This window comes from Burkholderia sp. COPS (genome assembly GCF_019425585.1).
GTDB lineage: Bacteria > Pseudomonadota > Gammaproteobacteria > Burkholderiales > Burkholderiaceae > Burkholderia > Burkholderia cepacia.
On sequence record NZ_WIXR01000030.1, the window covers coordinates 16,562 to 41,443 of the forward strand.

At 66.2% G+C, this 24,882-nt stretch carries 26 protein-coding genes and 1 pseudogene; 15 read left to right on the top strand and 12 right to left on the bottom strand.

Annotated elements, in window-relative coordinates:
- Positions 1-55: 55 nt before the first annotated feature.
- Entirely contained in the window at positions 56-853 is a 798-nt protein-coding gene (locus tag FOZ70_RS24515) for an energy transducer TonB (protein ID WP_219707005.1), read from the top strand.
- A 59-nt stretch (positions 854-912) separates the two neighbouring features.
- Positions 913-1,197, top strand: coding sequence for a hypothetical protein (locus tag FOZ70_RS24520; protein WP_219707007.1), 285 nt, complete (start codon positions 913-915; stop codon positions 1,195-1,197).
- Here FOZ70_RS24520 and FOZ70_RS24525 read toward each other — a convergent pair.
- Both FOZ70_RS24525 and FOZ70_RS24530 read right to left on the bottom strand, forming a co-directional pair.
- Positions 1,175-3,103, bottom strand: a complete 1,929-nt coding sequence (locus FOZ70_RS24525) for a S53 family peptidase (protein WP_060050367.1) — start codon at positions 3,101-3,103, stop codon at positions 1,175-1,177. The genes FOZ70_RS24520 and FOZ70_RS24525 overlap by 23 nt on opposite strands.
- 1,058 nt (positions 3,104-4,161) lie before the next feature.
- Positions 4,162-4,500 (bottom strand): helix-turn-helix transcriptional regulator, encoded by a 339-nt coding sequence (locus FOZ70_RS24530; protein ID WP_021160302.1) that lies wholly within the window; start codon positions 4,498-4,500, stop codon positions 4,162-4,164.
- Between the two features lie 78 nt (positions 4,501-4,578).
- On the opposite strand from FOZ70_RS24530, the gene FOZ70_RS24535 reads away from it, so the two are divergent.
- Both FOZ70_RS24535 and FOZ70_RS24540 read left to right on the top strand, forming a co-directional pair.
- Positions 4,579-5,478, top strand: a complete 900-nt coding sequence (locus FOZ70_RS24535; RefSeq protein ID WP_048026392.1) for a hypothetical protein — start codon at positions 4,579-4,581, stop codon at positions 5,476-5,478.
- Between the two features lie 207 nt (positions 5,479-5,685).
- Entirely contained in the window at positions 5,686-5,919 is a 234-nt protein-coding gene (locus tag FOZ70_RS24540; RefSeq protein WP_021160304.1) for a hypothetical protein, read from the top strand.
- A 94-nt stretch (positions 5,920-6,013) separates the two neighbouring features.
- On the opposite strand, the pseudogene FOZ70_RS24545 reads toward FOZ70_RS24540, so the two are convergent.
- The 5 genes and pseudogenes from FOZ70_RS24545 to FOZ70_RS24565 form a co-directional block, all read right to left on the bottom strand.
- Positions 6,014-6,256: pseudogene (locus tag FOZ70_RS24545) on the bottom strand (aldo/keto reductase); the annotation flags it as partial.
- Between the two features lie 137 nt (positions 6,257-6,393).
- Positions 6,394-7,272 (bottom strand): alpha/beta hydrolase family protein, encoded by an 879-nt coding sequence (locus tag FOZ70_RS24550; protein WP_059552768.1) that lies wholly within the window; start codon positions 7,270-7,272, stop codon positions 6,394-6,396.
- Between the two features lie 79 nt (positions 7,273-7,351).
- Positions 7,352-8,146: an alpha/beta hydrolase gene (locus FOZ70_RS24555; protein WP_219707009.1), complete on the bottom strand. Its 795-nt coding sequence runs from the start codon at positions 8,144-8,146 to the stop codon at positions 7,352-7,354.
- Entirely contained in the window at positions 8,143-8,949 is an 807-nt protein-coding gene (locus FOZ70_RS24560) for a DinB family protein (RefSeq protein WP_021160308.1), read from the bottom strand. Before FOZ70_RS24560 ends, FOZ70_RS24555 begins: the two co-directional genes overlap by 4 nt.
- Before the next feature lie 87 nt (positions 8,950-9,036).
- The gene (locus FOZ70_RS24565) at positions 9,037-9,807 is read right to left on the bottom strand and encodes an alpha/beta hydrolase (RefSeq protein WP_042975586.1); all 771 of its coding nucleotides are present in this window, start codon (positions 9,805-9,807) and stop codon (positions 9,037-9,039) included.
- Positions 9,808-9,989: 182 nt separating this feature from the next.
- On the opposite strand from FOZ70_RS24565, the gene FOZ70_RS24570 reads away from it, so the two are divergent.
- The gene (locus FOZ70_RS24570) at positions 9,990-10,586 is read left to right on the top strand and encodes a TetR/AcrR family transcriptional regulator (RefSeq protein ID WP_219707011.1); all 597 of its coding nucleotides are present in this window, start codon (positions 9,990-9,992) and stop codon (positions 10,584-10,586) included.
- Positions 10,587-10,653: 67 nt separating this feature from the next.
- Here FOZ70_RS24570 and FOZ70_RS24575 read toward each other — a convergent pair whose 3' ends face one another.
- Positions 10,654-11,085 (bottom strand): YciI family protein, encoded by a 432-nt coding sequence (locus FOZ70_RS24575; protein WP_059494943.1) that lies wholly within the window; start codon positions 11,083-11,085, stop codon positions 10,654-10,656.
- 208 nt (positions 11,086-11,293) lie between these two features.
- Here FOZ70_RS24575 and FOZ70_RS24580 point away from each other — a divergent pair, with 208 nt between their 5' ends.
- A complete protein-coding gene (locus FOZ70_RS24580; protein WP_060280344.1) occupies positions 11,294-11,524 on the top strand; it encodes a hypothetical protein in 231 nt (76 codons plus the stop codon).
- A 199-nt stretch (positions 11,525-11,723) separates the two neighbouring features.
- Here the strand turns inward: FOZ70_RS24580 and FOZ70_RS24585 are convergent, their stop codons facing one another.
- From FOZ70_RS24585 to FOZ70_RS24600, 4 genes are all read right to left on the bottom strand, one after another.
- On the bottom strand, positions 11,724-13,145 hold the full coding sequence (locus tag FOZ70_RS24585; RefSeq protein ID WP_021160315.1) for an MFS transporter: 1,422 nt from the start codon (positions 13,143-13,145) through the stop codon (positions 11,724-11,726).
- Positions 13,146-13,305: 160 nt separating this feature from the next.
- The gene (locus FOZ70_RS24590) at positions 13,306-14,067 is read right to left on the bottom strand and encodes an ABC transporter permease (protein ID WP_021160316.1); all 762 of its coding nucleotides are present in this window, start codon (positions 14,065-14,067) and stop codon (positions 13,306-13,308) included.
- A gap of 3 nt (positions 14,068-14,070) precedes the next feature.
- Positions 14,071-15,018 carry an ABC transporter ATP-binding protein gene (locus tag FOZ70_RS24595; protein ID WP_219707013.1) on the bottom strand — a complete coding sequence of 316 codons (948 nt, stop codon included), beginning with the start codon at positions 15,016-15,018 and terminating at the stop codon, positions 14,071-14,073.
- 2 nt (positions 15,019-15,020) lie between these two features.
- The gene (locus tag FOZ70_RS24600) at positions 15,021-15,434 is read right to left on the bottom strand and encodes a hypothetical protein (RefSeq protein WP_219707015.1); all 414 of its coding nucleotides are present in this window, start codon (positions 15,432-15,434) and stop codon (positions 15,021-15,023) included.
- A gap of 19 nt (positions 15,435-15,453) precedes the next feature.
- On the opposite strand from FOZ70_RS24600, the gene FOZ70_RS24605 reads away from it, so the two are divergent.
- From FOZ70_RS24605 to FOZ70_RS24645, 9 genes are all read left to right on the top strand, one after another.
- Complete coding sequence (locus FOZ70_RS24605) at positions 15,454-15,750, top strand: cupin domain-containing protein (RefSeq protein WP_021160319.1); 297 nt, start codon at positions 15,454-15,456, stop codon at positions 15,748-15,750.
- A 617-nt stretch (positions 15,751-16,367) separates the two neighbouring features.
- Positions 16,368-17,963, top strand: coding sequence for a DUF2957 domain-containing protein (locus tag FOZ70_RS24610; RefSeq protein WP_059589851.1), 1,596 nt, complete (start codon positions 16,368-16,370; stop codon positions 17,961-17,963).
- A gap of 71 nt (positions 17,964-18,034) precedes the next feature.
- Complete coding sequence (locus FOZ70_RS24615) at positions 18,035-19,288, top strand: DUF2957 domain-containing protein (RefSeq protein WP_048026403.1); 1,254 nt, start codon at positions 18,035-18,037, stop codon at positions 19,286-19,288.
- A 74-nt stretch (positions 19,289-19,362) separates the two neighbouring features.
- Positions 19,363-20,187 (top strand): OmpW family outer membrane protein, encoded by an 825-nt coding sequence (locus FOZ70_RS24620; RefSeq protein ID WP_060086136.1) that lies wholly within the window; start codon positions 19,363-19,365, stop codon positions 20,185-20,187.
- A 121-nt stretch (positions 20,188-20,308) separates the two neighbouring features.
- Complete coding sequence (locus tag FOZ70_RS24625; protein ID WP_021160324.1) at positions 20,309-20,812, top strand: hypothetical protein; 504 nt, start codon at positions 20,309-20,311, stop codon at positions 20,810-20,812.
- A gap of 180 nt (positions 20,813-20,992) precedes the next feature.
- Positions 20,993-21,499, top strand: a complete 507-nt coding sequence (locus FOZ70_RS24630; RefSeq protein ID WP_219707017.1) for an activator protein — start codon at positions 20,993-20,995, stop codon at positions 21,497-21,499.
- A 234-nt stretch (positions 21,500-21,733) separates the two neighbouring features.
- Positions 21,734-22,825 carry a hypothetical protein gene (locus FOZ70_RS24635; protein ID WP_059812650.1) on the top strand — a complete coding sequence of 364 codons (1,092 nt, stop codon included), beginning with the start codon at positions 21,734-21,736 and terminating at the stop codon, positions 22,823-22,825.
- 419 nt (positions 22,826-23,244) lie between these two features.
- Positions 23,245-24,387 carry a glycosyltransferase gene (locus FOZ70_RS24640; protein ID WP_219707019.1) on the top strand — a complete coding sequence of 381 codons (1,143 nt, stop codon included), beginning with the start codon at positions 23,245-23,247 and terminating at the stop codon, positions 24,385-24,387.
- On the top strand, positions 24,384-24,878 hold the full coding sequence (locus tag FOZ70_RS24645; RefSeq protein ID WP_048026409.1) for a hypothetical protein: 495 nt from the start codon (positions 24,384-24,386) through the stop codon (positions 24,876-24,878). The genes FOZ70_RS24640 and FOZ70_RS24645 overlap by 4 nt, the downstream gene beginning before the upstream one ends.
- Positions 24,879-24,882 lie beyond the last annotated feature (4 nt).

Genomic DNA, 24,882 nt, shown 5'->3' on the forward strand with positions numbered 1-24,882 from the left:
GTCGGCGATGTGGCGCGCATGTACGAGGATGGGTGAACGCGGGAAGGCGGGGGCGATGAGCACCGCTGCCTTCGGCGCGCGGCAGGCGACCGGCGTGCGTGGTGCCGCTGGCGATCGGGCGCGCCATCGCGGAATTTGCGTCGCGTCGGTTTTCGCAGTCGTATGCGCTCTGCATGCCGCCCTGTTCGTTCTGCTCGCACATCAGCAGATCGTACGACGCGAACCACTGCAACGGCAGGTGATGGTGGCGACGCTGATCGCGGCGGTGCCGGAGGCGTCGACGATGGCGGCTGCGAAGGCGAAGCCGGTTGCCGCGTCGCGCGCGGTGCAGGAGGCTAGGTCTGCGCCCCGATCGTCTGCGGGCAGTGCGTTGCGGACGAACCGGCAGGTCGCGTCCGGCCGTACCCGCCCGCCGGCGCATGATGCGCCCGTGCCGGCTCCGGCACGGCCAGATCCGTCCCCGCCGGCCGTGGCGCAACGCGATACGTCGCGCGGCGACGCGGCCGCACGGATGCCGACGCAGACACCGACCCCGACTCAACCCGAATCCCGATCGTCTTCCGTATCTGCGCCGCCGCGTTTCGTCGCGCATCCCGACTGCGCGCTGGTCAAACCCGACTACCCGCCGCAGTCGCTGCGCCTGGGCGAGCACGGCACCGTGCTCGTCGAGCTGGAGACCGATGCGACGGGGCAGATCGTCGCCGCGCGTGTCGTGACCGGCAGCGGTTATCCGCGTCTCGACGCGGCGGCGCGTGAAGCCGTACTGGCGAGCCGCTGCGCGCCGCATGTGTTCGACGGCGCGCCGGTGCCGACGCGGGCACGCGTGCCGATCGCGTTCAACCTCGACGACTGACAGGACACGTCATCACGACAATCCATGGAATCGAGCACGGATGGACGCAGGGCGACCCGATGACGCGCGCGGTCGCGCTGTTGCTCGTCGCGATGTCGATCGCATCGTGGAAGGTGATCGTGATCAAGGCGATAAAACGGGTCGGCATCCGTTGCCGCGCGGTGCGCGCGGAAGCGCGCTTTCGGGGCGCCGGCGGCGCGGCCGGCGCGATGCACACGCTCGGGGAGCAGGACAGTCCGTTCGTCGATCTCGTTCACGCGGTGTCGCGTTGCATGGACGATGCGATGCGGCACCTTCGCCGCACCGCATCGTGCCGGGGGCTTACTTCGCCGAACTCGCGCTGACCTTCGCGAAGTCCAGGCTGCCGAAGCCCGTATCGTCGTCCCAGCCGGCCTTTGCGGTATAGCCGTGGCTGCTATAACCGTTGTTGCCCGAGGTCACGTCGTGGAGCAGCGACGTATTGGTCGGGAAGTTCTGGTAGAACGCCGACGTCGGCAGGCCGAGGCTGTTGTTGTTCGCCGATTCGACCCGCGCCCAGCCGCCGACGAAGATCGGCGAGGCGAGGCTCGTGCCGCCGACGAGCTGGTTGGCCTGCCCGTTGATGACGATGTACGCGCCCGTCGATTGCGCGGCGTCGAACGCCACGTCGGGCACCACGCGTTTCGTCACCGTGCTGCCGAGCGCGGCCGTCTGCCAGCTCGGCGCGGTTTCGAACGCGCTCACGCCGCCGCCCGTCGCCCAGATCCGTACGGCGTTGTCGACCGGGTTGCCGTTGCTGTCGAGATCCGCGTACGCGACGCCTTCGTTCCACACGGTTTCGCCGGCCCACGTCGTGGTGCCGGTGGTCGAGAGCGTCGTGCCGCCGACCGCGACGACATACGGCGAACTCGCGGGCGACGACACGCTGTACTTGGACAGGTTGATCGTCGTCCTGACCGACGTGCCGTTGTACGTGCCGATGTAGCCGGGCGCGCCTTGCGGCGACGTCGACCATTGATAGACGCCCGCGTCGCCGGCCGAGACCGAGAAGATCTGGCCCTGCGCGACGGCCTGCTTGAACACCGCGTCGTCGGCGGCGAGCGAGCCGTCCGAGTTCGCGGCGGTTTCGTCGAGGCCGAGCGACACGTTGATGACGGTCGCCTTGTTGTCGGTCACGGCCTTGTTGTACGCCGCGGTCAGCGTCGCGTCGGTGAGGCCGCTGTCGTTGCTGTCGCCGTTCACCGCCGAGTAGAAGATCAGCTGCTTGACGCCGCCGGACGTGCCGATGATGTCCTGGCTGTCGAGATCCCATTCGCCCGGATCGCCGTCGTCGGCCAGCGTGCCCGATCCGCCCGCGACCACGGCCGTGTTGACGGTCGGCAGGCCGGCATTCTGCGTGAAGGTGTTCAGGTCGGCGATGGTCTGGGTCATGTCGCCCCAGGTGATGATGCCCACCGTGGTGTTGGTCGCGGCGGGCAGGCCGCTCGCATCGTAGATCTTCGCGAAATCGGTCGGCTGGTGGCCGACTTGTTGCGACGCGGCGGCCGCGTTCTTCGCGATCCTGTTCGGCTCGATGGCGGCGGCCGGCGCGAAGCGGTGGAGCAGGCGGTGCGGCACGGCGGCGTTCTGCAGGCCGAGCACCGCATCGACGACCGGGCCGAGCGACGCCGGGATCAACGCGGCCGAATCGTTCGCGAAGACCGGCTTGCCGCGATAGTTGAAGCGCTTGATGCTCGCGTGGAAGCCGTTTTGTGCGTTGGTCGCGTTGCCGTCGGCGGAGACCAGCGTGTTGTTCTCCGACACCGTGACGTTGCTGAAGCCGTTTGCCTTCAGGTGGGCCACGACGGCCGCGACCTGGTCGTCGGTCGGCGCGAAGCGCGCCTTGAACTGCGCGGGCGTCAGGTACTTGCGGTAGTTCGCGCTGCCCGGCTGGTTGACGTCGCGCAGGAACGCGTCGAGCTGGTCGGTGTTGCGGTTCTTCAGCACCACGGTGACATGCAGCGGCTGGCTCAGTTCGAGCGGGGTGACGTGCGTGTCGGTGAGCGCCGGCGTGCCGATGCTGTTGAGCGAGTACGCTGGCTGGGCCTGCGTGGCGGCCGAAGCAGCCGCGGCGGGCGCATTCGACAGCAGGAAAGCGGCGGTGCGGGTCGGCACCCAGCTGGTGGCGGCCTGGGCGGGCAGCGGTGCCAGCGTGGCGGCTAGCGCGAGCGGCAGTGCGGCGAGGGCAAAGCGTTGCGAGCGTGTGCGATTGACGTGCTGAGTTCTCTGCATTGTGAGCTCCGAGATTTCGACGAAGAACCGGTGCAGCGCGCGACCCGGATCGCGGGTAGCGGCAGGGCGGCGCATGCAACCTGACGCAAGACCGGACCGACCGGCGTGATTCACGGCGACATGAGTTTTCCTCCCCCTCCCACCATCAAGATCGGAGGCCGGCCCGGGTGTCGGATTCGCATATCGCGAACGTCGATCCCGCGCACGGCCTGCTGTCGTGCCGGCTCGCGTCGCAGCAACGGCGCGCGTGCCGGCCATCTGTTTCCCTTCAATCTGCTGTTGCGGATGCTTCACTGCGTTATCACTTAATTAGGAATCCAATGTATGAAATCCGTATAAGCGGGCAATGCATTGTCGAGCGACGACGTGGTGTGCGTGTTTCGTGTGAGGTGCTGCGGGCGAGATCGAATGTCCCGGTCAGCCGGGAGAGATGTCGACATCGTCCTCTTCCGCCAGAAGCGGAACGGGATGACCGGTGAAGCGGGAGCTGTGTGTTGCGAGCGGGTGCTGCGGCTTACGAATCAGCTACTTGTCGTTTGAAACGTAATAAAAACGGAAGTGAATTGTCGGGCCGTTGATTCCCTGATGCGGATTCGATTTCCCGGCGATATTTCTTGCGGGGAAAGATAACAAGAAAGAAAACGACGAGTCAAACTTTTTTTGATTAGGTTTAAAAAGTTTAGATAATCGCTTCTCAGGGTGTTTTTTATAAACGGGAAACGATGATGTAAGTCATTCGTCATCCTTGACGAATGAGGCATTGACGCAATGCAGGCGAAGCGCAGGCGTTGCCGAGAACCGGTGCGGCCGCTGTCAGCTGTCCGCTGTCCGTTGTCATTTCGCGGCGGCGTTCCGAAGCCGGATCTCGAGGTTTGCTTGCTGGCGTGTGGCGGGAGCGCGCGCGTTCGGCGCAGCGCTCGATTCCCTTCGATTGAAACCAGGCGGATCGCACGCCTGGTGTTGCACGGCATCTTCTTTTCCTTCTTGCCGGCTTTCCTGCTTCCCGCAGCGGCGGCGCGCGGGTCGCGCGCCATGTGCCGCGCATCATGGCCCGGCGATCATCCGTCGTCCGCCTTGGCCTGCAATCCCTTCAACCCCTGGATCACGACCAGCAGCGCGCGGCCGTGCTCGTCCGATCCGTCCCACGCGTCGACGATCGCGTCGCGCAACAGGTCGTTGTATTGGCGGCGCGATGGCTCGGTATCGACGCCGTAGAAATTGCATAGCTTATTGAATGGCGCGCTGCGGCGCAGCCGATGCCCGTTCGACAGCCTCAGGCGCGATACGGTCGGCTGGCTGACCCCGGAGAGTCGCGCTATTTCGCTGGACGAGCGTGTATCTGCCAGCAGGCGGCGCAACAGGTCTTGTACGGGAAAATCTTGGTCCGGGGCTTCCATGCGATGCATTATACCTATACAGTTACGGCTGTTGAATGGGCTTGCTGTCACCAGCGAGGCTGTATCCCGAGAAAGTTGATGACACTGAAACACCTCCCACCCACGTTCTGCTGGACCAAGATCGGTACCGAGTCCGGCGAGGAACTGCCGACCGTCGTGCTCCGCAAGGAATGGGAGCGCCGGCTCGGGGGCGGGCGTTTTCTGTGGGGCATCAACCAGCCGCTCGGCAACAGCGCGCAGATCGCCGCGCATCGCACGGGCTCGCTGCTCGCGCTGTTCTCGCCGGTCGCGTCGCGCCCGCGCGCGGGCGAGCGCAAGGACGCGCTGTTGTGGAATGCGTGGATCGACGCGAGCGGGCAGGTGCGGCCGTTGCCGCCGCATACCTTCATCGCGAGCCGCTCGACCTTGCCGTCGGGCCGGCGCCGCGAGCAGCACTACGCGCTCGTCTGCGCGTCCTCCACCGCGCTGACGGTCGGCACGCAATTGCGCGTGTTTCCCGATCACCTGCGCAGCGTGAGCACCGGCAAGGCGCTCGGCGCCGCACAGGGCGCGGCCGTGGTCGATTGCGTCGGGCGAGCGAAGGAGCAGACGGGCAAGAGCTATCCGCTCGCGCTGTCGGTCGAGCTCGAGGCCCCGTATTTCGTGCGGCTCGCCCAGCCGTGCGTGCTGAAGGCGCGCGATCTCGCGGAAGTGAACAAGGCGACGCGCGCCGGTGATTTCGATCGTTTCGTCGAACTCGTCGCGCGCTTGCGCGGCCGTTCGCCGACGGACGCCGTGCGCGGCGTCACACGCGATCTGTTCGACGTGCCGCCGATCGAAACGGCGGCCGCGTATGTGGCGCCCACGCACGTGGCGCGCTTGCGCAACCGGCCGGCGGCCGAGCATCCGCGCGATCTCACGGGCGACCTGTTCGACCTGTCGCCGGGCGAAGCGTCCGCGTTCGCGGGCCTTGCACATCCGCGCGTCGGGCGCGCGTGACGAATCGCGCGCAGTACGTCGCGCAAGAATTTGTTGCAATCTCGCCATAGCGGAGCGGCGAGTGCGGAGGGACAATCGGCTCGAAGCGCGCTGCGCGGCGGCCGATGCGTCGACGATCGACGGGTCGTGGTTCACGCTGCAGACATGCGCACCACGCACACGGGGCGTCGGCGTGCTTCACACTGCAACCCTGAGGGAGAAGTGTCGATGTCGACCCACATCTGTTCGCGGGAAGCCCGGGCCGCGCAACGCTTCGTCGAAGCGACGCGCAACGTCGATCAGGCCTTTCGCGCTGTGCGCGGCGAAAGCGACGACGACGGTTCGTCGGCCGAATACGCGCGCGCGATGTCGCGCCTCGATCGTGCGCTCGCCGAGCTGGCGCGTGCGCAGGAGTTCTTCGATCGCGTGGTCGGCGCCGATACGACTGCGCACGACAGCTGATTCCGCCGCTTCCATGTATCCGCGCGTCGAGTGACGCGCGCGCCTCTTCATGCCGGGCAGAGCAGCCCGGCATCTCGTTCGTCCCGTTCAGATTTCAGACCTTGCGGCCTTCGACCGGATAGCCGGGATCGGTATACCCGTGCGTCGATGCGTGCCCGGGCGGCACGAGCGAATCGACGAACCGTTCGTCGTCCGGGCCGGGTTCGAGCGTCAGCATATCGATGTCGCTGTCCCGATGCGCATCGGTGCGCAGCCCTGCGATCGTCGAGCCGACGATGCGGTTCTTCATGACCCATGCGAGCGCGAACGCCACCGATGTCGCACAGCGCCCGGCCGCTCGCGTGAATCTGCGCTCGCGCGCGACGGCGATGAAGGCGGGGAGGTCCGCCAGGTTGTCGCGCGGCGTGGGAGGTGTCGGGTGGTCGATGCCAGTGCAACGTACCACCGGGTTCAGCGGGCCGCGCGGCGTACGCGTCAGCCCGCGCGCGTCATCTCCGGCACAGCCGGTGCGGGATGGTACGCGTAACCGCGATGCTGGAACGAGGTCGCGAAGAACCGCATCTGGTAGCGGATCGCATTCGCCCAGTAATCCCACGTATGACCGCCGGGCCGCTCCGTATAGTCGTGCGGCACGCCGAGCGCGAGCAGGCGTTCGTGCAGCGTGCGGTTCGAGCCGACGAATGAATCGTCGCGGCCGCAATCGATCGCCAGGTCGAGATGGGCGCGCACGAACGCGCGCGCGCTTTCGACGATCACGTTGCGGTTCCAGAATGACGAATGGCGTTCGGGATCGCCGAACACGTGGTCGATGCCCGGCTCGTCCGCGCAGCAGCGCGGATCGACCGCGCCGCTGATGCTGCCGACCGCGCCGAACGTGTCGGGCCGGTCGAGTGCGATGCGCAGTGCGCCGAAGCCGCCCATGCTGAGCCCGGTGATCGCGCGCGCGTGCTGCGTCGCGATCGTACGGAAATGCAGGTCGACGTAGGACACGACTTCATCGCCGATGAAGGTTTCGTAGCGGCTGCCCGAATCGAACGGGCTGTCGATATACCAGCTTTCGTGCCCGCCGTCGGGCATCACGAGGATCACGTGATAGCGGTCGGCGAGCGCGGCGATGTGCGTGTTCGACGTCCAGTCGGTATGGTCGCCGCCCGAGCCGTGCAGCAGATAGACGACCGGATAGCGTTCGTTGCCGCGATTGTCGCGCGCGTAATCGTCGGGCAGCACGATCGTCGCCTTCAGTGTCTCGCTCATCGCAGCGCTCGGGATCGCAACGACCCGCGCATGAAACGCGAAGGCAGGGCTCGTGACGGCCAGCAGCAGAAGCAGCCAGAAGGTACGTGCCAGGTGCATCGATCGTTGCATGTGTCGACCCCGTCCGGCGTCGGGCGCCGGGAAAACCCTGTTCCGGTGACTCTAGCAACCGCGCCTTTCAACCAAATTTCGGCGAATCATACGGTTTCGACATCTTCCCCGCCTGACGACCGGAGTTTCCTGCTGCGCCCAGGATGCGCCCGATTGCATCGCGAAACGCATCCGGCCGCTCGGCCGGAATCAAGTGCCCGCAGCCTGCGATCATGTCGAAGCCGGCGCAGCGCGCGAGCGCCCAGTCGGGCACGTGCCAGCCCGCGCGCGAGCGTTCGCCGGCGACGAGCCAGACGGGATGACGCTCGAACACCTGCGCGAGCGCCTGCAGGTAGCCGGGTTCGCCTGTCGTCGCGACGACGGAGCGGCCCATCGCGCGCAGCGTCGATGCAGGCTGATGCGCGAGCCAGCGGCGGGCGTCGTCGAGCTGGGCCGGCGACGGCGCGTCGATCGCGCCGCGCAGCCAGCCGGGCGCATCGGCGCGCAGCCCGTCGAGCATCGCATCGGCTTCGTCGGGTGTCATGCGGCCGACCGACGCCGACCAGAACGCATCGTCGAGCGTGAAGTTGCCTTCGACGTTGACGATCCGCCGCACGCGTTCCGGGTGCGCATGCGCGAACAGCATCGCGATCGCGCCACCGACCGAGTGGCCGACGACATCGACCGGCTGCGCGCCGAAGTGAGCATCGACGGTTTGGCGCACATGCTCGACCTGGCCGGCAAGCGAGATCGCGTCGAATGGCGCCGCGCGATATGCGCCGTAGCCGAGCAGGTCGGGCGCGAGATGCGGGCCGTTCCATCCGCGCACGTCGAGCGTGCCGATGAAACCGTGAATGAAGACGACGGGCGTGGGCTGGGTCATGGCGCGGGCGGGCAAGGAAGGGGCGGCAATGCGAGTTCGGCGAGCAGTTCGTCGAGTTCGAGCACGTGCGTGCGGTCGTGATCGAGCAGTTCGCGCACGAGTTCGTCGAGCGACATGCGGCGGATGCCGTCGCGCAGCCCGCAGCGTGCGAGCTGCGCGGGATCGAGCGCGGCGGCGACTGCGCACAGCGCCGCGCGGCCCGTGCGGAATGCCGCGACCGCCGCGTCGAGCGGCTGCGCGAGATAGTCGCGTTGCGCGGCGAGTGCGGTGCCGTCGACGGAGGCGATCACCGGCAGGTCGAGCGTGCGTACGGCGTCGATGCGTTCGGCGAACACCGCGTCGAGATCCCGCAGGTGGCACGCATGCTCGACGAGCGAGAAGCCCGTGCCGTCGGGGCGGCGCGTCCGGAGTGCGGCCGGCACGTGCGCCGCATACGCGGCGAGCCGATCGGGCAGCTGCGCCAGCGCGGCGACGACACCGGCGAACGGCAGCAACTGCGGATGCGCGCTGAACACCGCGCCGTAACTGAACAGCGTGCCGCCGAGCCGCCCGCGCGCCTGCACGACGTCGTGGCCGTGGCGGCGCATGACGTCCGCGACCATCGCGCCGCAGAACTGGCGGGCCGTCGTGTCGGTTTCGATTTCGGGGAATTTCAGCGCGATCTCGTGCTGGATCGCGCCGATCGCGGCGACGCCCACGCGCGACAGCGCCGCGAATTCGACGTAGCGCTCGGGTTGAGCGATCAGTGCTTCGAGCTGGGCGCCGAGCGCGGTGGTGCGGAAGCGGTCGAAACGGGAATGCATGATGGAAGGCGCTCGCCGGGTAACGTATCAAAACGATACGTTACCCGGTGGGGAGCGTCAACCGGAGAAGTCGGGCGATGCGCGGCATCACTCCTTGCCGGCGCCCCTGGCGGCCTGTTCGATCAGCTTCGCGACTTCGGCCGGATGCGAGATGTAGGCCACGTGGCTCGACTTGAGTTCGATCGTCTTGCTTCCGGCGCGTTGCGTCATGAAGCGTTCGAGCTCGGGGTTGATCGCGCGATCCGCGGAGGCGACCACCGCCCAGCTCGGTTTCGTCCGCCATGCGGCGTGCGTGATGGGTACGCCGAACGACTGCGCGGCCGGCGTGACTTGCGAGATCGCCATGAATTTCGCTTCGGCGGCCGGCACGTCGGCCGCGAAGTCGGCGTGGAACGACGCTTCGTCGAAATACAGGTGGCCGTCTTCGGTGGCCTTGATCGCCTTCGTCGCGGGCGGCGTCTTCTTGGTGAGGTCGAGCGGGCTTTCGCCGGTGTCGGGCTGGAACGCGGCCACGTAGACGAGGCCCGCGACCTTGTCGTCGTTGCCGGCTTCGGTGATCACCGCGCCGCCGTAGCTGTGGCCGACGAGGATGCTCGGGCCGTCCTGCGCGTCGACGACACGCCGGGTCGCCTTCACGTCGTCGTCGAACGACGTTTCGGGTTGCTGAACCACCGAAACCTTGTAGCCGTCGCGCGTGAGGATGTTCGAGACGGCTTGCCAGCCCGAACCGTCGGCGAAGTAGCCGTGAACCAGTACGACGTTCTTGACGGGGGCCGCGACGGCCGCATGCGAACCGAGTGCGGCGGCGGACAATGCGAGTGCCGCGGCGATCTGGCGGACTTGGGAAAAACGCTTCATTTTCATTCTCCAGAAGGAAGACAGGGTAGGAAACCGTCGGATATCGACAGCTATCTCGTTCTGTCGATGTGCTCATCCTACTAGTAGGTAGGGTGAGATGCAATGAAAAATCACGGCTGGAAAAGAGTATCTCAGGGCGGTAAACTATCCCTGTTTTTCATCCGACTAGATGGTAGGCAGATATGACGGTAACGGGGGACAGTACGGCGGGCCGCATTCTCGAGGCCGGGCGGCAACTGATCATGCGGCGCGGCTACAGCGGGTTCAGTTACGCCGACATCGCCGACGCGATCGACATCCGGAAGGCGAGCATTCACCACCACTTCCCGACGAAGGCGGACCTGGCGGTCGCCGTGCTGCAGCAGTCGCAGGCGAAATTCGATGCCGACATGGCGCTGCTCGACGCGAGCGGCGCCGACGCGCTGGTGCAGATGCGCGCATACATCGGCTACTGGGAACGCTGCATCTCGGACGACAGCGCGCCGTTCTGCGTGGCCGGCATGCTCGGCGCGGAGCTGCCGGCGCTGCCTGACGAAGTCGCGCGGGCGGTAAAGGCGCATTTCGACGACCTTGCCGCATGGCTGGTGCGCGTGCTCGAGGCAGGGGTGAAAGACGGCATCGTGCAGCCGGACGTGTCGGTGCAGACCGAGGCCGCGACGTTCGTGGCGCTGGTCTATGGCGCGATGCTTGCCGCGCGGGCGTACGGCAATGCCGGGCTGTTCCGGGACGTGACCGGCGGGGCGGTCGAGCGGCTCGCGGTGCCGCGCAAACGCGCATGAGCCGAGCACACTCAAAAAAACAGGGCGGCGCCCGGCGGTCATGTGAAACCGTCCGGCGCCGCCCGTCTTACGCGTGTTTCCCCGCCTCGGCTTGCGCACTCTGCCGCGCTTTCAGTTCCTGCAACTCGGTCGTGAATGCCGGGCTGAAATCCTCGGCCTCGAACAGCGGGCGGATCTCGATGTCGGAGTCGCCGGGCATCGGGTTCGGGCAGCGCTTCACCCATTCGACCGCTTCTTCCATCGATTTCACCTGCCACAGCCAGAAGCCGGCGACGAGTTCCTTCGTTTCCGCGAACGGGCCGTCGATGACGGTGCGGTTCCTGCCGGCAAAGTGCACGCGCTTGCCGCGCATGCTCGGGTGCAGCCCGTCGGCGGCGAGCAGGATGCCGGCTTTCGCCAGTTCTTCGTTGAACCGGCCCATCGCGGCGATCATTTCGGGGTCGGGCATCCGGCCGGATTCGGAATCGGCGGTGGCCTTGACGATTACCAGGACGCGCATGGTCGTACCTCCTTGAAGGGAATGAGGGGGCGCCGCCGGCCGCGCCGACGGCAAAACGATCGGTTACGACAACACGACGCGCGACGGCGACGCGAATCGACATCGGTTCCGACGAATATTCGGGGATGCACGCACCGGCGGGCGATGCGGCGGAGCCCTGTGCCAAAACTGGTATGCTGATCCCCACCACGTTCACGCGGAGGGTGCCATGGCTGCTAAGGAAGTGTCGAAGAAGAAGTACCTGAAAATCCTGAACAAACGCCTGCGCGCGGAACCGGAGGCCCCGGCCGGCGCGTCGTTTGTCTTTTTCCCGCTGGGTGCGAAAGCGAAGAACGCGACGGGTGTCGTGTCCGGCGACACGCGCAGCAAGCGCGAACTGGCGGTGATGGCCGCGGTCCAGCGCAAGGCGGCCGAAGAGTTCGTCGTCGCCGGCGCCTGACCGGAGCCAGCCGGACCGTCGTCGGGTGGCCGCCTCCACGGCTTACGCGGCGGCGGCCTCGCAATGCGCGATCGCGCCGGCGAGCACGCGCGGGATGTCGTGTGTGATCGGGCGCGAATCCCGTCAGTTCACGCAGCGGCCGGCACGGCGCTGAACGCCATGCCGGCCGGAAAGCACGCCCGGGTCGTCGACTCGGCGCTCAGGACATCTTGTCGGCCGCTGCCGCATACCGGCCGCCGCCGCCGGCTTCGTCGCCTGCCGCGAGCTGTTCCAGCGCGAGCCCCTTCGTCTCGATACCGAGCGTCCACACTGCAATTGCCGCCGCGACGAACGACAGCGCGCCGAGCGTGAATACGCCGCCCTGGCCGAACACCGGCAGCACGACGCCGACCACATAAGGCCCGATCAGCGAGCCGACGCGCCCGATCGCCGATGCGAAGCCCGACCCCGTCGCACGCGCACCCGTGCCGTACAGTTCGGGCGTGTACGTGTACAGCGCGGCCCACATCCCGAACAGGAAGAACTGCATCGCGAGGCCCGTGACGATCAGCAGCGTCGTGCTGCCGCCGTACAGCGCGCTCTGGCCGTATGCGTATGCCATCGCACCGCCGCCGATCAGCGACGCGATGCAGGTCGGCTTGCGCCCCCAGCGTTCGACGAGCCACGCGGCGCACAGGAAGCCCGGCACGCCGCCGAGCGAGATCAGCACCGTGTAGAACACAGATTTCGTGACCTCGAAACCGGCCTGCTGCAGCAGCGCGCCGAGCCACGACGTGAGGCCATAGAAACCGAGCAGCGCGAAGAACCACAGCAGCCACACCATCACCGTGCGGCGACGATACACGCCGCTCCAGATCTCGCGAAGCGCGCCGTGGCCGCGTGCCACGACCGGTTCCGCAAGCCGCGACGGCGGCGGCAGCGTCGTGACGCCGGCCGAGCGCATCACCTTCGCCTCGATCGTGCGCATTACCGTGTCGGCTTCCGTGTGCCGGCCCGCATGCTCGAGCCAGCGCGGCGATTCGGGCACGATTCGGCGCACGACGAGCACGAACACGGCGGGAATCGCGAGCAGCGCGAACACGGTGCGCCAGCCGAACTGCGGCAGCACGAAATACGCGACGATGCCGGCCGTGATGAAGCCGAGCGGCCAGAAGCCGTCCATCAGCGCGATCAGGCGGCCGCGCTTCTCGGTCGGCACGAATTCGGACAGCAATGTTTGCGCGACCGGGAATTCCATCCCCATCCCGATCCCGAGCAGCACGCGGTAGACGATCAGCGCGTCGACGCTCTGCGCGGTCGAGCACAGGTAAGAGGCCGCGCCCCACAGCACCATGCTCCACTGGAATACCGGCCGGCGGCCGAAGCGGTCGGCGAGCAGGCCGGCGACGGCCGCGCCGAGCACCATCCCGAAGAAGCTCGCGCTCGCGACGAGGCCGGCGGCCGCGGTCGACAGGCCGAACTCCTTGCGGATCGAGCCGAGCACGAACGTCATCGTGCCGAGGTCGACCGAGTCGAAGAAGAACGCAATCGCGATGATGAAGAAGATCCGCTTGTGATAGCCGGAGAACGGCAGGCGTTCGAGCCGGGCGGCGGCGGAGGCGGGAGCGGTGGCGGCGGGCATGGCGTCCTCTGAAATGAAAAGGGGCCGCGAAGCGCGTGCTTCGCGGCCCCGATGCTTCGTCTTCAGTAGACGCGACCACAAAATGCCGCATCAGAGGAAAAACGCCGCCTGCTTGCCCAAATGCGTCATCGGCGGCGGCGCGAGGTGCGGCCGCTTTGCATCAGTTCTTCAGCTTGTAGCCGGTGCGGAACATCCACGCGACGATCGCCAGCAGGATCACGAGGAACAGCCCGGTCGCGGCGAGGCTGATCCACACGTGCACGTCGGCGAGCCCGTAGAACGACCAGCGGAAGCCGCTGACCAGGTAGACGATCGGGTTGAACAGCGTGATGACGCGCCACGCGGGCGGCAGCATGTCGACCGAGTAGAAGCTGCCGCCGAGGAACGTGAGCGGCGTGATGATCAGCAGCGGCACGAGCTGCAGCTTCTCGAAGCTGTCGGCCCAGATGCCGATCACGAAGCCGAACAGGCTGAACGTGACCGCCGTCAGCACGAGGAACAGCACCATCCAGAACGGATGCAGGATGTGCAGCGGCACGAACAGGCCGGCCGTGGCGAGGATGATCACGCCGAGCAGGATCGACTTCGACGCGGCCGCGCCCACATACGCGATCACGATCTCCCAGTACGACACGGGTGCGGAGAGGATCTCGTAGATCGTGCCCGTGAAGCGCGGGAAGTAGATGCCGAACGACGCGTTCGAGATGCTCTGCGACAGCAGCGACAGCATCACGAGCCCCGGCACGATGAACGAGCCGTAGCCGATGCCGTTCACGTCGCTGATGCGCGAGCCGATCGCGGAGCCGAACACGACGAAATACAGCGACGTCGAGATCACCGGCGCGATGATGCTCTGCATCAGCGTGCGGCGCGTGCGGGCCATTTCGGCGCGGTAGATCGCGCGGATTCCATGCAGGTTCATGCGTCAGGCTCCTTGCTGCACGCCGTTGCGGCGGTTGTCGATCAGGCTGACGAAAATGTCCTCGAGCGAGCTCTGCGTCGTATGCAGGTCGCGAAAACCGATGCCGGCCGAGCCGAGCGCGTTGATCAGCGTCGCGATGCTCGCGTCGTCGCGCTGCGAGTCGTACGTGTAGACGAGCGCTGTGCCGTCGTCCGCGCGTTCGAGGCCGAACGGCGCGAGCGCGGGCGGCACGTCCGCGAGCGGGTGCTCGAGCTGCACGGTGAGCTGCTTCTTGCCGAGCTTGCGCATCAGCTCGCGCTTCTCCTCGACGAGCACGAGCTCGCCGCCGAGGATGATGCCGATCCGGTCGGCCATTTCCTCGGCTTCCTCGATGTAGTGCGTGGTCAGCAGGATCGTCACGCCGCTTTCGCGCAGCGAATCGACGAGCTTCCACATGTCGCGGCGCAGCTCGACGTCGACGCCGGCCGTCGGCTCGTCGAGGAACAGGATGCGCGGCTCGTGCGACAGCGCCTTCGCGATCATCACGCGGCGCTTCATGCCGCCCGACAGCGTCATCAGCTTGTTCTCGCGCTTGTCCCACAGCGACAGCGCCCTCAGCGTCTTCTCGATATGCGCGGGATCGGGCGCCTTGCCGAACAGGCCGCGGCTGAACGACACGGTCGCCCATACGGTTTCGAACGCGTCGGTCGTCAGTTCCTGCGGTACGAGGCCGATCATTTCGCGGGCCGCGCGGTAGTGATCGCGGATGTCGTGGCCGCCGACCGTCACGCGGCCCGAGGTCGGCGTGACGATGCCGCAGATCGAGCCGATCAGCGTCGTCTTGCCGGCGCCGTTCGGCCCGAGCAACGCGAAGATCTCGCCGGGGCGGATGTCGAGGGTCACGTGCTTCAGCGCCTGGAAGCCGGACGCGTAAGTCTTGGAGAGGTCGGAGACGGAAAGGATCGGTTGCATGCTCACGGATGGCACGGCCGGCCGGCGCAACGGTGTGCGCCGCGCGTGCCCGGCGCCGCCGCCGCTGCGAAGCGGCCGGGGCCGGGGACGGCATGGCGAACGGGCGTCATGTCGAACGGCGTTGTGGTGCGGGATCGCGGGATCGCCATATTAGCAATCGACAGATGGAAATGCATTCTCGTGGAAAGGGCGAGCATTGCCGGTGCCGGATTGGTGCGAATTGACGGCGCATTACCCAATAACGTGGGTGATTTATTTGCGGCTTGCGAACAATGAGCGCCATTTTCCGCGAACAGGGAGGCGATCGCGTGTCCGCCCGGATGCGGCGCGGCCGGCCGGCCGACTGTGCTGCCCGAAGCCTGTCGCGCCGTACCGGGACGGCGTGTGCCGCGCTCGCGATAATGCGTTCCTTTCATCGTTTACGGAGCGAAACGCATGTCTTTGATCGATTTCAAATCCGTAGCGGCCGCACAGGCCGTCGCGTGGAAATCCACGATCGTCGGCGAGGTCGGGCCGGCCAGGATCAAGGTGCTGCGCATGGATGCGCAGGCTTACGAAGCGGAAGTGCACGACTACAACGAGGGGCTGCTGGTGCTCGACGGCCGGATGATGCTCGAGGTCGGGGGCGAGACGGTTGTCGTCGAGGCCGGGCAGATGTACCTGGCGCTCGCCGGCACGCCTCACGCGGTGCTGCCGGGCAGCCACGGCACGCTCGCGATCGTCGACGTATGAGGTTGCGCTGCAGCATGCGGGCGGAGCGTCGAGGGCCGGCCGGCAAGGCAGAGCGTGGATCGGCCATGGTTATTCAAACGCGTGTTACACGGGCCATGTATTTGTCTGAGCAAATAAATTGAAGGCTGTTTGAAAATCTGTCAAATCCCCGGCACGCACTGCGATTGCGCGGTTTCGGCCGTTTGGAACTCTGCATCCATTTACTTGTAGGAATCGTCCGATCATAGTCTCGTCAAACGACGCATCACGATAACGAATCAAGCGTACGGATGGAGACCAATTGATGAGACGCCTATCCGCGGGGCCAGTCGGACTGCCGTTTCCCGTTTTTTCGCTGAACGCAGGCGCGATGCAGGTCGCGTACCTGCGTTGTCATACCGCCGTGTAGCGGCGAACCACATCCCGTTTCGATTGTTCTCACGGCGCCGTGCCGCATGACGGCGCCGCGGGAGAGCGCTTGCCTGCCGCCGCGGCGCGTGCCGCATTTGCCTGACCGGCATCGCGGCAACCTGGCGCACACCGTCATGCGCCGCGCGTTCGTGCGGCGGCGCGATACCAACCGGCGGGCCATGCAGCCTGTCCGGACGAGACTTGTCGTACCTGAAAAGGAGGGGTTGATGATTTGCATTCCTGAATGGCGGAAAGCGATCCTGTCGTGCGCGGTCATCGCTTTGCCGTTCGTCGCCGGTTGCGGCGGCGGCGACGATCCGGGGCCGATCAACGTGCCGCAGTGCTCGGGGAGCGCATGCGGGCCGAGCGGTTCCGTCACGACGCCGCCCGTCGTCACGAAGCTGTGCCCTGACGCGCTCGATTACACGACGACGTACACGGGTGGCGCAGGCAGCGGCGAGTACGTGAAGGTGAAGTTCGACACGACGAAGATGACTTACCAGATGCAGTTCATCGAATCGTCGGTGCCGACATCGGCAGGGCAGGTCAACAACACGCGCGCAGGCCTGACGATCAGCGGCGCGTTCCATCATCCGACCACGCTCCCGACCGCCGAGCAGAACCGCTGTGCGTTCGTGCTCGACAGCGGTGCGACGAGCGACGGCGCGTATTCGGTGACGATCAACCGTGCGGATCCGCCGATGCTGTTCGTCGGCAATGGCGTGGTGGGCGGCGGGATTCCGGGGGCGACGATTGCGTTCGCCGGTATCCCGCTGCTCCCGGGCATCACGCTCGGCGTCGTACCGTCGCGCACCTTCGATTTCTATCCGTTCATCGGCTTCACCGACACCGAAACCGACTTCACGAAAGTGGCGGGCAACTACAACGAGGTCGGCATCCATCTGTCGCCGATCGGCGGTGATGGTCAGAGCCCGACCGGGCCGGTCGGCTGGGAGCCCGACGTCGTCAACTGGAATCAGACGTTCAATGCGGACGGTTCGTGTTCTATCACGCAGGGCAGCGACTACTCGTGTCAGACGACCGGGACGCCGTGGGCGCAGCGCAAGAACGCGGACGGATCGGCAGACAATGTATTCGTGAGCAATCCGGTGGGGCAGGGGTATCCGATCGCGGGGCAGGGCTCGACGCTGATCATTGCACCGAGTCAGGCGAAAGGCATCATGATCGTCGGCAGGCTGAACGGCGTACTTGTGCCGATCGTGATTCGTGTCGGCTATACGCACGTCGATACGGTCAATCTGTTCGCATCGGTCGCCGATGCCGAAGTCGGCATCTCGATGCTGGCGTCGACGAAAGCGATTGCCGCGAACTCCCTGAAGGGGGGATATATCGGTGCGACCAGCGCATCCGCATGCGGCGTTGTGACATCCAGCGGTCAGGCGAACAAGGTGACGTCGCCGGGGCCGAGCTTCAACCCGAACATGCCGCACCCAGACCTGCCCGGTGTCTTCACCAATAACACCTTCTATTCGGTAGCAGGCAGTTGCGATGACGGCACGGCCGTCTCGACGATGGCCGCGAACTATACGTCCACGCTGTTCCAGGGCAGTACCGCGGCGTTCATCGATCCGCAGACGTCGGGGGTGACCTCGCAGTTCGGGCTCGACTACACGCAGGCGACGCCCGGCAAGATCAAGGTCACGGCCACGCAGGACTTCAACGCGAAGGGCGCGAGCGGCAACGTGGCGATCTTCAAGAAGGGCGACACGGGCTGGCTCGTGACGGCCGGCAATGTCTACGCGATGGTCGTCAACAACAGCCAGGTCAACCCGTTCTTCACGGTCGGCGCGTTCGTCCAGTGACCCTGTATTGAACACGTAACACCGGCGGCGCATGCGTCGCCGCCGGCGAATCGAATTTCAAGAGGATTCCTATGAATTTGAAGCAATGGATGGCCGCGGCATCGCTCGCGCCCGTGCTGGCTGCGTGCGGCGGAGACGGCGACCCGCCGCCCGCGCCGGTGGTCCGGCTGTGCCCGCAGACGATCGACTACAACACGGTGTTCATCGGCGGCTCGGGATCGGGCGAACTCGTGAAGGTGCAGCTCGACACGACGAAGATGACGTACCGGATGACCTATCTCGCGTCGCCGGTGCCGACCACGACGGGCACCGTGCAGCCGACGCGCGATACTGCGCCCGCCAATGTGGTCGACGGCACGCTGGCCGACGAGACGGGGCTGCCGACGGTGAAGCTGAACCAGTGCACGTTCCGGATGCAGAACGCGAGCCTCGACCCGAGCCGGCCGGCGCGGCTGTTCCTCGGCGAAGGCGTGCTGGGCGGCGCGATCCCCGGCGCGACGATCCAGTTCGACGGCGTGATCGGCGTCGGCAAGATCCCGAAGACGACGTTCCCGTACTACCCGTTCATCAGCTTCTCGTCGCTGGAAACCGACCTGACGAAGATCGCCGGCAAGTACAACCAGCTCGGCTACCACCAGGTGCCGTCGCAAAGCTTCCAGCCGGTGGCGCTCGACCAGCAGGTGACGATCAACGCGGACGGCAGCTACGTCGAGACCGACAACTTCGGCAAGAAGAACGGCGGGCAGCCGCTCGCGTCGAGCGCGACCGTGAACCAGCCGTTCACGCTGCGTCCGGATGCGCCGGCGTTCCAGTCGCTCAACTACCTGCCGCAGATTCCGCCGACGCTCGCGGCGGTCGATCCCGCGAAGGCCGGCAAGGGGATCCTGATCGTCGGCAAGCTGCGCAACCAGCTCGTGCCGATCTTCATCCGCACCGGCGCGGCGAATGCGGACCTGACGCAGGGCTCGCCGAGCGCGGACGACGAATCGGGCATCTCGTTCCTGAGCCCGCAGACGGCGATCACGCAAGGCTCGCAGAACGGCGAGTACACGGGTGTCGACAGCGCGTTCAACTACCGCGCGACCGCGCTCGTCGGCGCGCAGGCCACGCTGCTCGATCCGTTCAACGCGTCGCAGGCCGCGCTCACGCGTGCACTGAACCTCGATTTCACGCAGAAGGTGCCGGGTGTCGTCACGACCGTGCATGCGGATGCGGCGTCGGGGCCCGCGACCGGCAAGTTCGTGTTCACCGGCGGCGTGTTCGGGTTCCTCGACATGAACGATACGAGTAATCCGTACTTCACGGTCGGCGCCTTCGTGCAGTGACGCAAGCCCGGATGGAGACACGGCGGCGCCGCGCGAAAGCGCGCGGCGCCCGGACAGAACGAGAAGGAGACTTCATGAAGAAGCTGATTGTCGCGGGTGTCGTCGCAGGCGTATCGACGCTCGCATCGGCCCAGCAGGCGGGCGACAACGTCGCGACGCTGGGCTGGTTGCACATCATGCCGCAGGATTCGACCAACGGGCTCACGACGAATCTCGCCGGCATGCCGATCAACGGGCCGCTGCGCCTGCCCGGGTCGTTCACGTCGCCGGGCACGAGCCTGACTGTCAACAACGCCGATACGGTCGGCCTGACGCTCACGCACTTCTTTACCGACCACATCGCGGTGACGTCGGTGCTCGGCGTGCCGCCCGAGTTCACGCTGACCGGGCACGGCACGATCAAGCCGCCGGGCCCGTCCGGCGCGCTGGGCAGCGTCAACATGGACAACCCGGCCAACCAGCCGGCCGTGAAGAACGCAAGGCAGTGGAGCCCGACGATCATTCTGCAGTACTACTTCAATTCGCCGACGGCGAAGTTCCGCCCGTTCGTCGGGATCGGTGTGGCCTACAGCTGGTTCAGCAACATCGAACTGAACGGCAACTTCGCGAAGGACATCAACGAAAACCTCGGCAGCGTGCTCGCGGCGGGCGCCGGCAAGCCGGGGCCGACGTCGGTCGAGGGCAAGGCGTCGTCGTCGTTCACGCCGGTCTACAACGTGGGCGCGAGCTACGCGATCGACAAGCACTGGGGGCTGACGGCGACGCTGACGTACATGCCGCTGAAGACCTACTCGTCGCTCGTGATCAAGGCGGCCGACGGTTCGACGCTCGCCACCACGCGCACGCGGTTGAAGGCGGATCCGCTGATCACGTTCGTCGGGATTTCCTACAAGTTCTGAGCCGTCCGGCGCGCATGACGCGCACCGGCGGCTTCCTGCGACCGTCGGGCCGGAACGATCCGGCCGGGCGGTCGCGTTCCTGGCGGCGTGCCGCCATTTGTGAAGAGAGGGGGCAGTTCAAATGAGCATTCGCAAAATCGTATCGCTTGTTGCTGCAGTGGCTTTCACCGCGGTTTCCGCCGCGCCTGCTTTCGCAGTCACCGTTTCGCGGGCTGATGGTCAGCCGATGAACCCGAATGGCGAGCCGTTCTCGGCGACCGGGCTCACGAACCTCAGCAAGGGCGCGATCAGCGCAGGCTGTACCGCGACGTTCAACGGCACGATCACGTCGACCGGCATCGTCAACATCACGTCGACGACGTTCTCGGGCGGCGCGACATGCTCGCTGATCAACGGCAGCGCGAGCAGCACGTCGCCGTGGACGGGGCAGGCCGACAGCACGACGCAATTGTCGATCAACAACGTGAAGGTGAACGTCACGCTGCTCGGCACCTGCGGGCCGAGCAAGGTTGTCACGACGTGGAGCGATACGAACTCTTCGCTGACGTTCAATAACGCCACGCTGACGCCGGATTGCACGGTGGGCGGCACGGTGCTGACGTCGCCGAAGTTCCACGTGCAGTAAGCGTCGCGGATCGAAGCGGGTACCCGCCGCGCGCGAGGGTCGCGCGACAGGTGCGGCGGGTATTCGCGGTTTCGATGGGTTTGTGCCGTCGCGTGCATGGGCGCGACGGCCGGATTCATTCGGCAGAGCGGTCGGGTTTCTCGTGTAAGGCCGCCATATATCAAGAGAGAGGCCGTACAGATGAACATTCGTCAAATTGCATCGCTTGTTGCTGCAGTGGCATTCACCGCAGGTTCGGCCGCGCCTGCTTTTGCAGTGACCGTTTCGCGCGTGGACGGCCAGCCGATGAATCCGAACGGCGAGCCGTTTTCCGCGTCGGGGCTCACGTCGGTCCAGAAGGGAGCGTTCAGTCCGATCTCCTGTACGACGACGGTCAACGGCACGGTCACGCCGACCGGCATCGTCAACATCACGTCGACCCAGTTCACCGGCGGCACATTGTGCGTGTTGTTCACCGGTAGCGCGAGCAGTGCGGCGCCATGGACGGGAAACGTGGACAGCACGACGCAAGTGTCGATCGACAACGTGAAGCTGGACATGCGGGTGCTCGGTACTTGTGGACCGAGCAAGGTCACGACGGCGTGGAGTGATCCGGACTCGCGGCTGACGCTCAACAACGCTGTGCTGACGCCGGATTGCACGGTGAACGGCTGGATCATGACGTCGCCGAAGTTCCACGTGCAGTAAGCGTCGAGAGTCGAAGCGGGGAACTCGCCGTTCACGAAGGCCGTGCGGGATGTACACGGGTTGCCGCTTCGTCGATGCGCTCGAGCCGTCTTCCGTGTCAGCGTGACGACAGGCTGGCCGCACGTATCGCGATCCGATGCGTGTGGCGTTGCAGGATCGGTACGGCGTACCGCGCCATCCGATTCGACTGAATTACCACTATTCCAAATTGGCCAGAACTATCCCGGAAGACCCATGCTTACCGATCCAGCAAAGTATGGCGATGCCCGCGGCGCGACGCCTGACCGGCTGCGCACAGCCGCGTGGCTGCAGTACCTGATCGAACATCTCGACGCTGCCGCTTGCGTAGCGATGGCGGCCGATGCCGGCGACACGACCGTCGCCGCGTCGCAGGCGATACGCATGCGGACAGGCGCGAATCTGTCGCGTGACGCAACGGCCGTGCTTCACGGGCTCGCGCCGTGGATCGCATCGGATGGCAGCGCCTGTGCATGCGACCTGACCGACCCGCACGGCGCATGCTCGCATGTGCCTTCGATGCAGCAGCTCGCCGAAGCCGAACGCAGTTGTCCCGGCTCGCGTGCCGTGTTCGACACCGCGCACGGCGTGATCGATGCGTGCGCATTCGACGATCCCGATGTCGGCTGGGCCGCACTCGAGCGGATTGCCAGCGGTCTCGAATGCAGCGGGGGGGATGCCGGCACATGCACCGCACATGAGACGGGCGTGCAGGGCGACACGCTGCCTGCGAAGAACCTGAGAGACAGGCTCGCCGTCATCGCGGCGGCGAGCGGAGAAACGTCGACCCTGCCGGGCGCCGTCATCGACGCGATCGTGCTGCGTGTATGCGGGCCGCGCGACGATGCATCGCGCATCGACGAGATGGCTGCGCTCGTGACGTTCTCGGCCGTGATCGCTGCCGGCAACGGGATCTCCATTGCCGCGTATGGCGGTGAGCACAACCTCGTCGCACGGGCGATCCGCACGCATCGCGCCGATCTCGCGTCGGTGGACGGGCTGCTCGCGGCGTTATCCGTATGCAGGCTGGATCAACTCGTCGGCGCGGGCAGCTTTTGGGCTTATTACCTGCTGGCGGGTATCGCGATCGCAGCGCCTGACGCCGTGCGGGAAATCGGTCGCCGCTTTCATGGCGACGAGTGGCAGGCGTGCCTCGATCACGTGCTCGCGTGGCCGGCGGTCAGCCGCTTCGGGCCGAAGGAGGACGTCGCGTTCGATCACCTGCGTGGCGCAATGAGCCTGACATCGCGATGGAATCCGATCGTCCGCGGGAAGCGGATGCGGAAGCGGGCCGGTGTAGCGCCCTGATTCCACGAGCAAGGGGGCAAGGCCGGCTGACGCGCCAGCTTTTCCGAAGCCTCTTTCGAGGTAATCCGCAAGGATGCCAAACGATTCGCGTACGCGCATCCTGATTCGCGCGCCATGCCGGACCCCGTTCGCTCACGCGAACGGGCATCGGGCGGCAGCGCGCCGAGCCGTCATGCCGTCACCAGTCCACACTGGCCGCACACCGCACCATCCATCCCGCCTGCGCCCCCCGATTCCGGCGCCATCGCCCGAACGCAGTATGATTCCGCAGACGATGCCGGCGACCGCTTCGACGTCACTGCCCGCCCGCGTCGCCGAAGAATTGCCAAGCTTGCTGTAAGCCGGACGCAAACAGCCGCCGTGTGAGAGCGCCGCCGCGAACCCGCGTTCCGACCACCTTCATCGAAACGGTCAGTCAGATGTCAAAGCAAAACAAGAAGATCCTCCTCCTGAGCGTCAGCGCCGGCGCCGGCCATACCCGAGCGGCCGAGGCGATCCGCGCATTCGCCGACCATCATCCCGCCGGCATCGAAGCCACCCACCTGGACGTGATGGATTTCGTGTCCACCGGCTTCCGCAAGCTGTACACCGATCTCTACATCAAGCTCGTCAGCAGCCAGCCGGCGCTGTGGGGCTACCTGTACCAGAAGACGGACGAAGTCGATCCCGCCGCGCCGTCGCAGAAGATCCGGCGTGCGATCGAACGGCTCAATTGCAGGGCGCTGATCGCGGAGATCGAACGCCAGCGCCCGGACGCGATCATCTGCACGCACTTCCTGCCGGCCGAGCTGCTGTCGCGCGAGATCCGCAAGGGGCGCGTCGACACGCCGGTGTGGGTGCAGGTCACGGATTTCGACCTGCACAGCATGTGGGTCGTGCCGAACATGCGCGGTTATTTCGCGGCCAACGACGAGATCGCGTGGCGCATGCATGCCCGCGGCATGGCGCCTGAAACGGTGCACGTCAGCGGCATCCCGATCATGCCGGCGTTCGGCCAGCCGCTCGATCGCGCGGCCTGTGCGGCCGAGTACGGCCTCGATCCCGCGCGCCCGACCTTCCTGATGATGTCCGGCGGCGCGGGCCTCGGCGGGCTCGACGTGCTGGCGGCGCGCCTGCTCGGGATGGACGCCGACTTCCAGCTGATCGCGCTGGCCGGCAAGAACCAGGCGATGCTGGCGTCGTTGCAGGAACTGGCCGCGCAACATCCGGGCCGGTTGTTTCCGCAGGGCTTCACGCAGCAGGTCGAGCGCCTGATGGCCTGCGCCGACCTCGTCATCACGAAGCCGGGCGGCCTGACGACGTCCGAATGTCTCGCGATGCAGTTGCCGATGATCGTCAACTCGCCGATTCCGGGCCAGGAAGAGCGCAATGCGGATTTCCTGCTCGAACAGGGTGTCGCGCTGAAGGCGATCGACGACGACGCGCTCGTCTACCGGATCCGCGCGCTGCTGCAGGCGCCGGAGCGTCTCGCCGACATGCGCCGCCGCCTCGCGCCGCTCGGCCGGCCGCTTGCCGGCCGCTTCGTGCTCGATCGCGTGCTGGGCCTGGAGCCTGCCGCATGAGCGTCGCGCGCTTCGTGCCGACGCGCCATACGCTGTTTGTCGTTGCATGGGTCGTGTTGCTCGCGTATTTCTTCGCGAACGTGGAGATCCAGATCGAAGGCAGCGCGGGCTGGGCGGCCAACCTGCCGACGTGGCGCATCGAGCATCACTGGCTGCTCGACATCTTCTGGGGCGGCCGGCCGATGACCGGCTACCACGCGTGGGTCTTCCCGTTCGTCGCGCTGTTCTTTCACTGGCCGGCCGTGTTCAACCGACGGTGGTCGTGGCGCATCGAAGCGCGGATCGTCGCGTGCATCATGGTGTTCTGGCTGACCGAGGATTTCCTGTGGTTCGTGCTGAATCCGGCCTACGGTCTCGCCCGCTTCAATCCCGCCAACGTGCCGTGGCATATCCACTGGTTCGGCGTGGCACCGACCGACTACTGGACGATGAGCGCCGCCGCGATCGTGCTGTTCATTCTTTCCCGCGAGCGCAAGCGCGCGTTTTACTGATCCC

Excerpts from the sequence above, each read along its gene's own strand:
- FOZ70_RS24515 (WP_219707005.1), top strand. The coding sequence starts at position 56 with ATGAGCACCGCTGCCTTCGGCGCGCGGCAGGCGACCGGCGTGCGTGGT.
- FOZ70_RS24640 (WP_219707019.1), top strand. The coding sequence starts at position 23,245 with ATGTCAAAGCAAAACAAGAAGATCCTCCTCCTGAGCGTCAGCGCCGGC.
- FOZ70_RS24625 (WP_021160324.1), top strand. The coding sequence starts at position 20,309 with ATGAGCATTCGCAAAATCGTATCGCTTGTTGCTGCAGTGGCTTTCACC.
- FOZ70_RS24550 (WP_059552768.1), bottom strand. The coding sequence starts at position 7,272 with ATGCACCTGGCACGTACCTTCTGGCTGCTTCTGCTGCTGGCCGTCACG.
- FOZ70_RS24595 (WP_219707013.1), bottom strand. The coding sequence starts at position 15,018 with ATGCAACCGATCCTTTCCGTCTCCGACCTCTCCAAGACTTACGCGTCC.
- FOZ70_RS24560 (WP_021160308.1), bottom strand. The coding sequence starts at position 8,949 with ATGCATTCCCGTTTCGACCGCTTCCGCACCACCGCGCTCGGCGCCCAG.
- FOZ70_RS24585 (WP_021160315.1), bottom strand. The coding sequence starts at position 13,145 with ATGCCCGCCGCCACCGCTCCCGCCTCCGCCGCCGCCCGGCTCGAACGC.
- FOZ70_RS24635 (WP_059812650.1), top strand. The coding sequence starts at position 21,734 with ATGCTTACCGATCCAGCAAAGTATGGCGATGCCCGCGGCGCGACGCCT.
- FOZ70_RS24620 (WP_060086136.1), top strand. The coding sequence starts at position 19,363 with ATGAAGAAGCTGATTGTCGCGGGTGTCGTCGCAGGCGTATCGACGCTC.
- FOZ70_RS24605 (WP_021160319.1), top strand. The coding sequence starts at position 15,454 with ATGTCTTTGATCGATTTCAAATCCGTAGCGGCCGCACAGGCCGTCGCG.
- FOZ70_RS24580 (WP_060280344.1), top strand. The coding sequence starts at position 11,294 with ATGGCTGCTAAGGAAGTGTCGAAGAAGAAGTACCTGAAAATCCTGAAC.
- FOZ70_RS24565 (WP_042975586.1), bottom strand. The coding sequence starts at position 9,807 with ATGAAGCGTTTTTCCCAAGTCCGCCAGATCGCCGCGGCACTCGCATTG.
- FOZ70_RS24645 (WP_048026409.1), top strand. The coding sequence starts at position 24,384 with ATGAGCGTCGCGCGCTTCGTGCCGACGCGCCATACGCTGTTTGTCGTT.
- FOZ70_RS24520 (WP_219707007.1), top strand. The coding sequence starts at position 913 with ATGACGCGCGCGGTCGCGCTGTTGCTCGTCGCGATGTCGATCGCATCG.
- FOZ70_RS24615 (WP_048026403.1), top strand. The coding sequence starts at position 18,035 with ATGAATTTGAAGCAATGGATGGCCGCGGCATCGCTCGCGCCCGTGCTG.
- FOZ70_RS24525 (WP_060050367.1), bottom strand. The coding sequence starts at position 3,103 with ATGCAGAGAACTCAGCACGTCAATCGCACACGCTCGCAACGCTTTGCC.
- FOZ70_RS24535 (WP_048026392.1), top strand. The coding sequence starts at position 4,579 with ATGACACTGAAACACCTCCCACCCACGTTCTGCTGGACCAAGATCGGT.
- FOZ70_RS24570 (WP_219707011.1), top strand. The coding sequence starts at position 9,990 with ATGACGGTAACGGGGGACAGTACGGCGGGCCGCATTCTCGAGGCCGGG.
- FOZ70_RS24610 (WP_059589851.1), top strand. The coding sequence starts at position 16,368 with ATGATTTGCATTCCTGAATGGCGGAAAGCGATCCTGTCGTGCGCGGTC.
- FOZ70_RS24575 (WP_059494943.1), bottom strand. The coding sequence starts at position 11,085 with ATGCGCGTCCTGGTAATCGTCAAGGCCACCGCCGATTCCGAATCCGGC.
- FOZ70_RS24540 (WP_021160304.1), top strand. The coding sequence starts at position 5,686 with ATGTCGACCCACATCTGTTCGCGGGAAGCCCGGGCCGCGCAACGCTTC.
- FOZ70_RS24590 (WP_021160316.1), bottom strand. The coding sequence starts at position 14,067 with ATGAACCTGCATGGAATCCGCGCGATCTACCGCGCCGAAATGGCCCGC.
- FOZ70_RS24630 (WP_219707017.1), top strand. The coding sequence starts at position 20,993 with ATGAACATTCGTCAAATTGCATCGCTTGTTGCTGCAGTGGCATTCACC.
- FOZ70_RS24600 (WP_219707015.1), bottom strand. The coding sequence starts at position 15,434 with ATGAAAGGAACGCATTATCGCGAGCGCGGCACACGCCGTCCCGGTACG.
- FOZ70_RS24555 (WP_219707009.1), bottom strand. The coding sequence starts at position 8,146 with ATGACCCAGCCCACGCCCGTCGTCTTCATTCACGGTTTCATCGGCACG.
- FOZ70_RS24530 (WP_021160302.1), bottom strand. The coding sequence starts at position 4,500 with ATGGAAGCCCCGGACCAAGATTTTCCCGTACAAGACCTGTTGCGCCGC.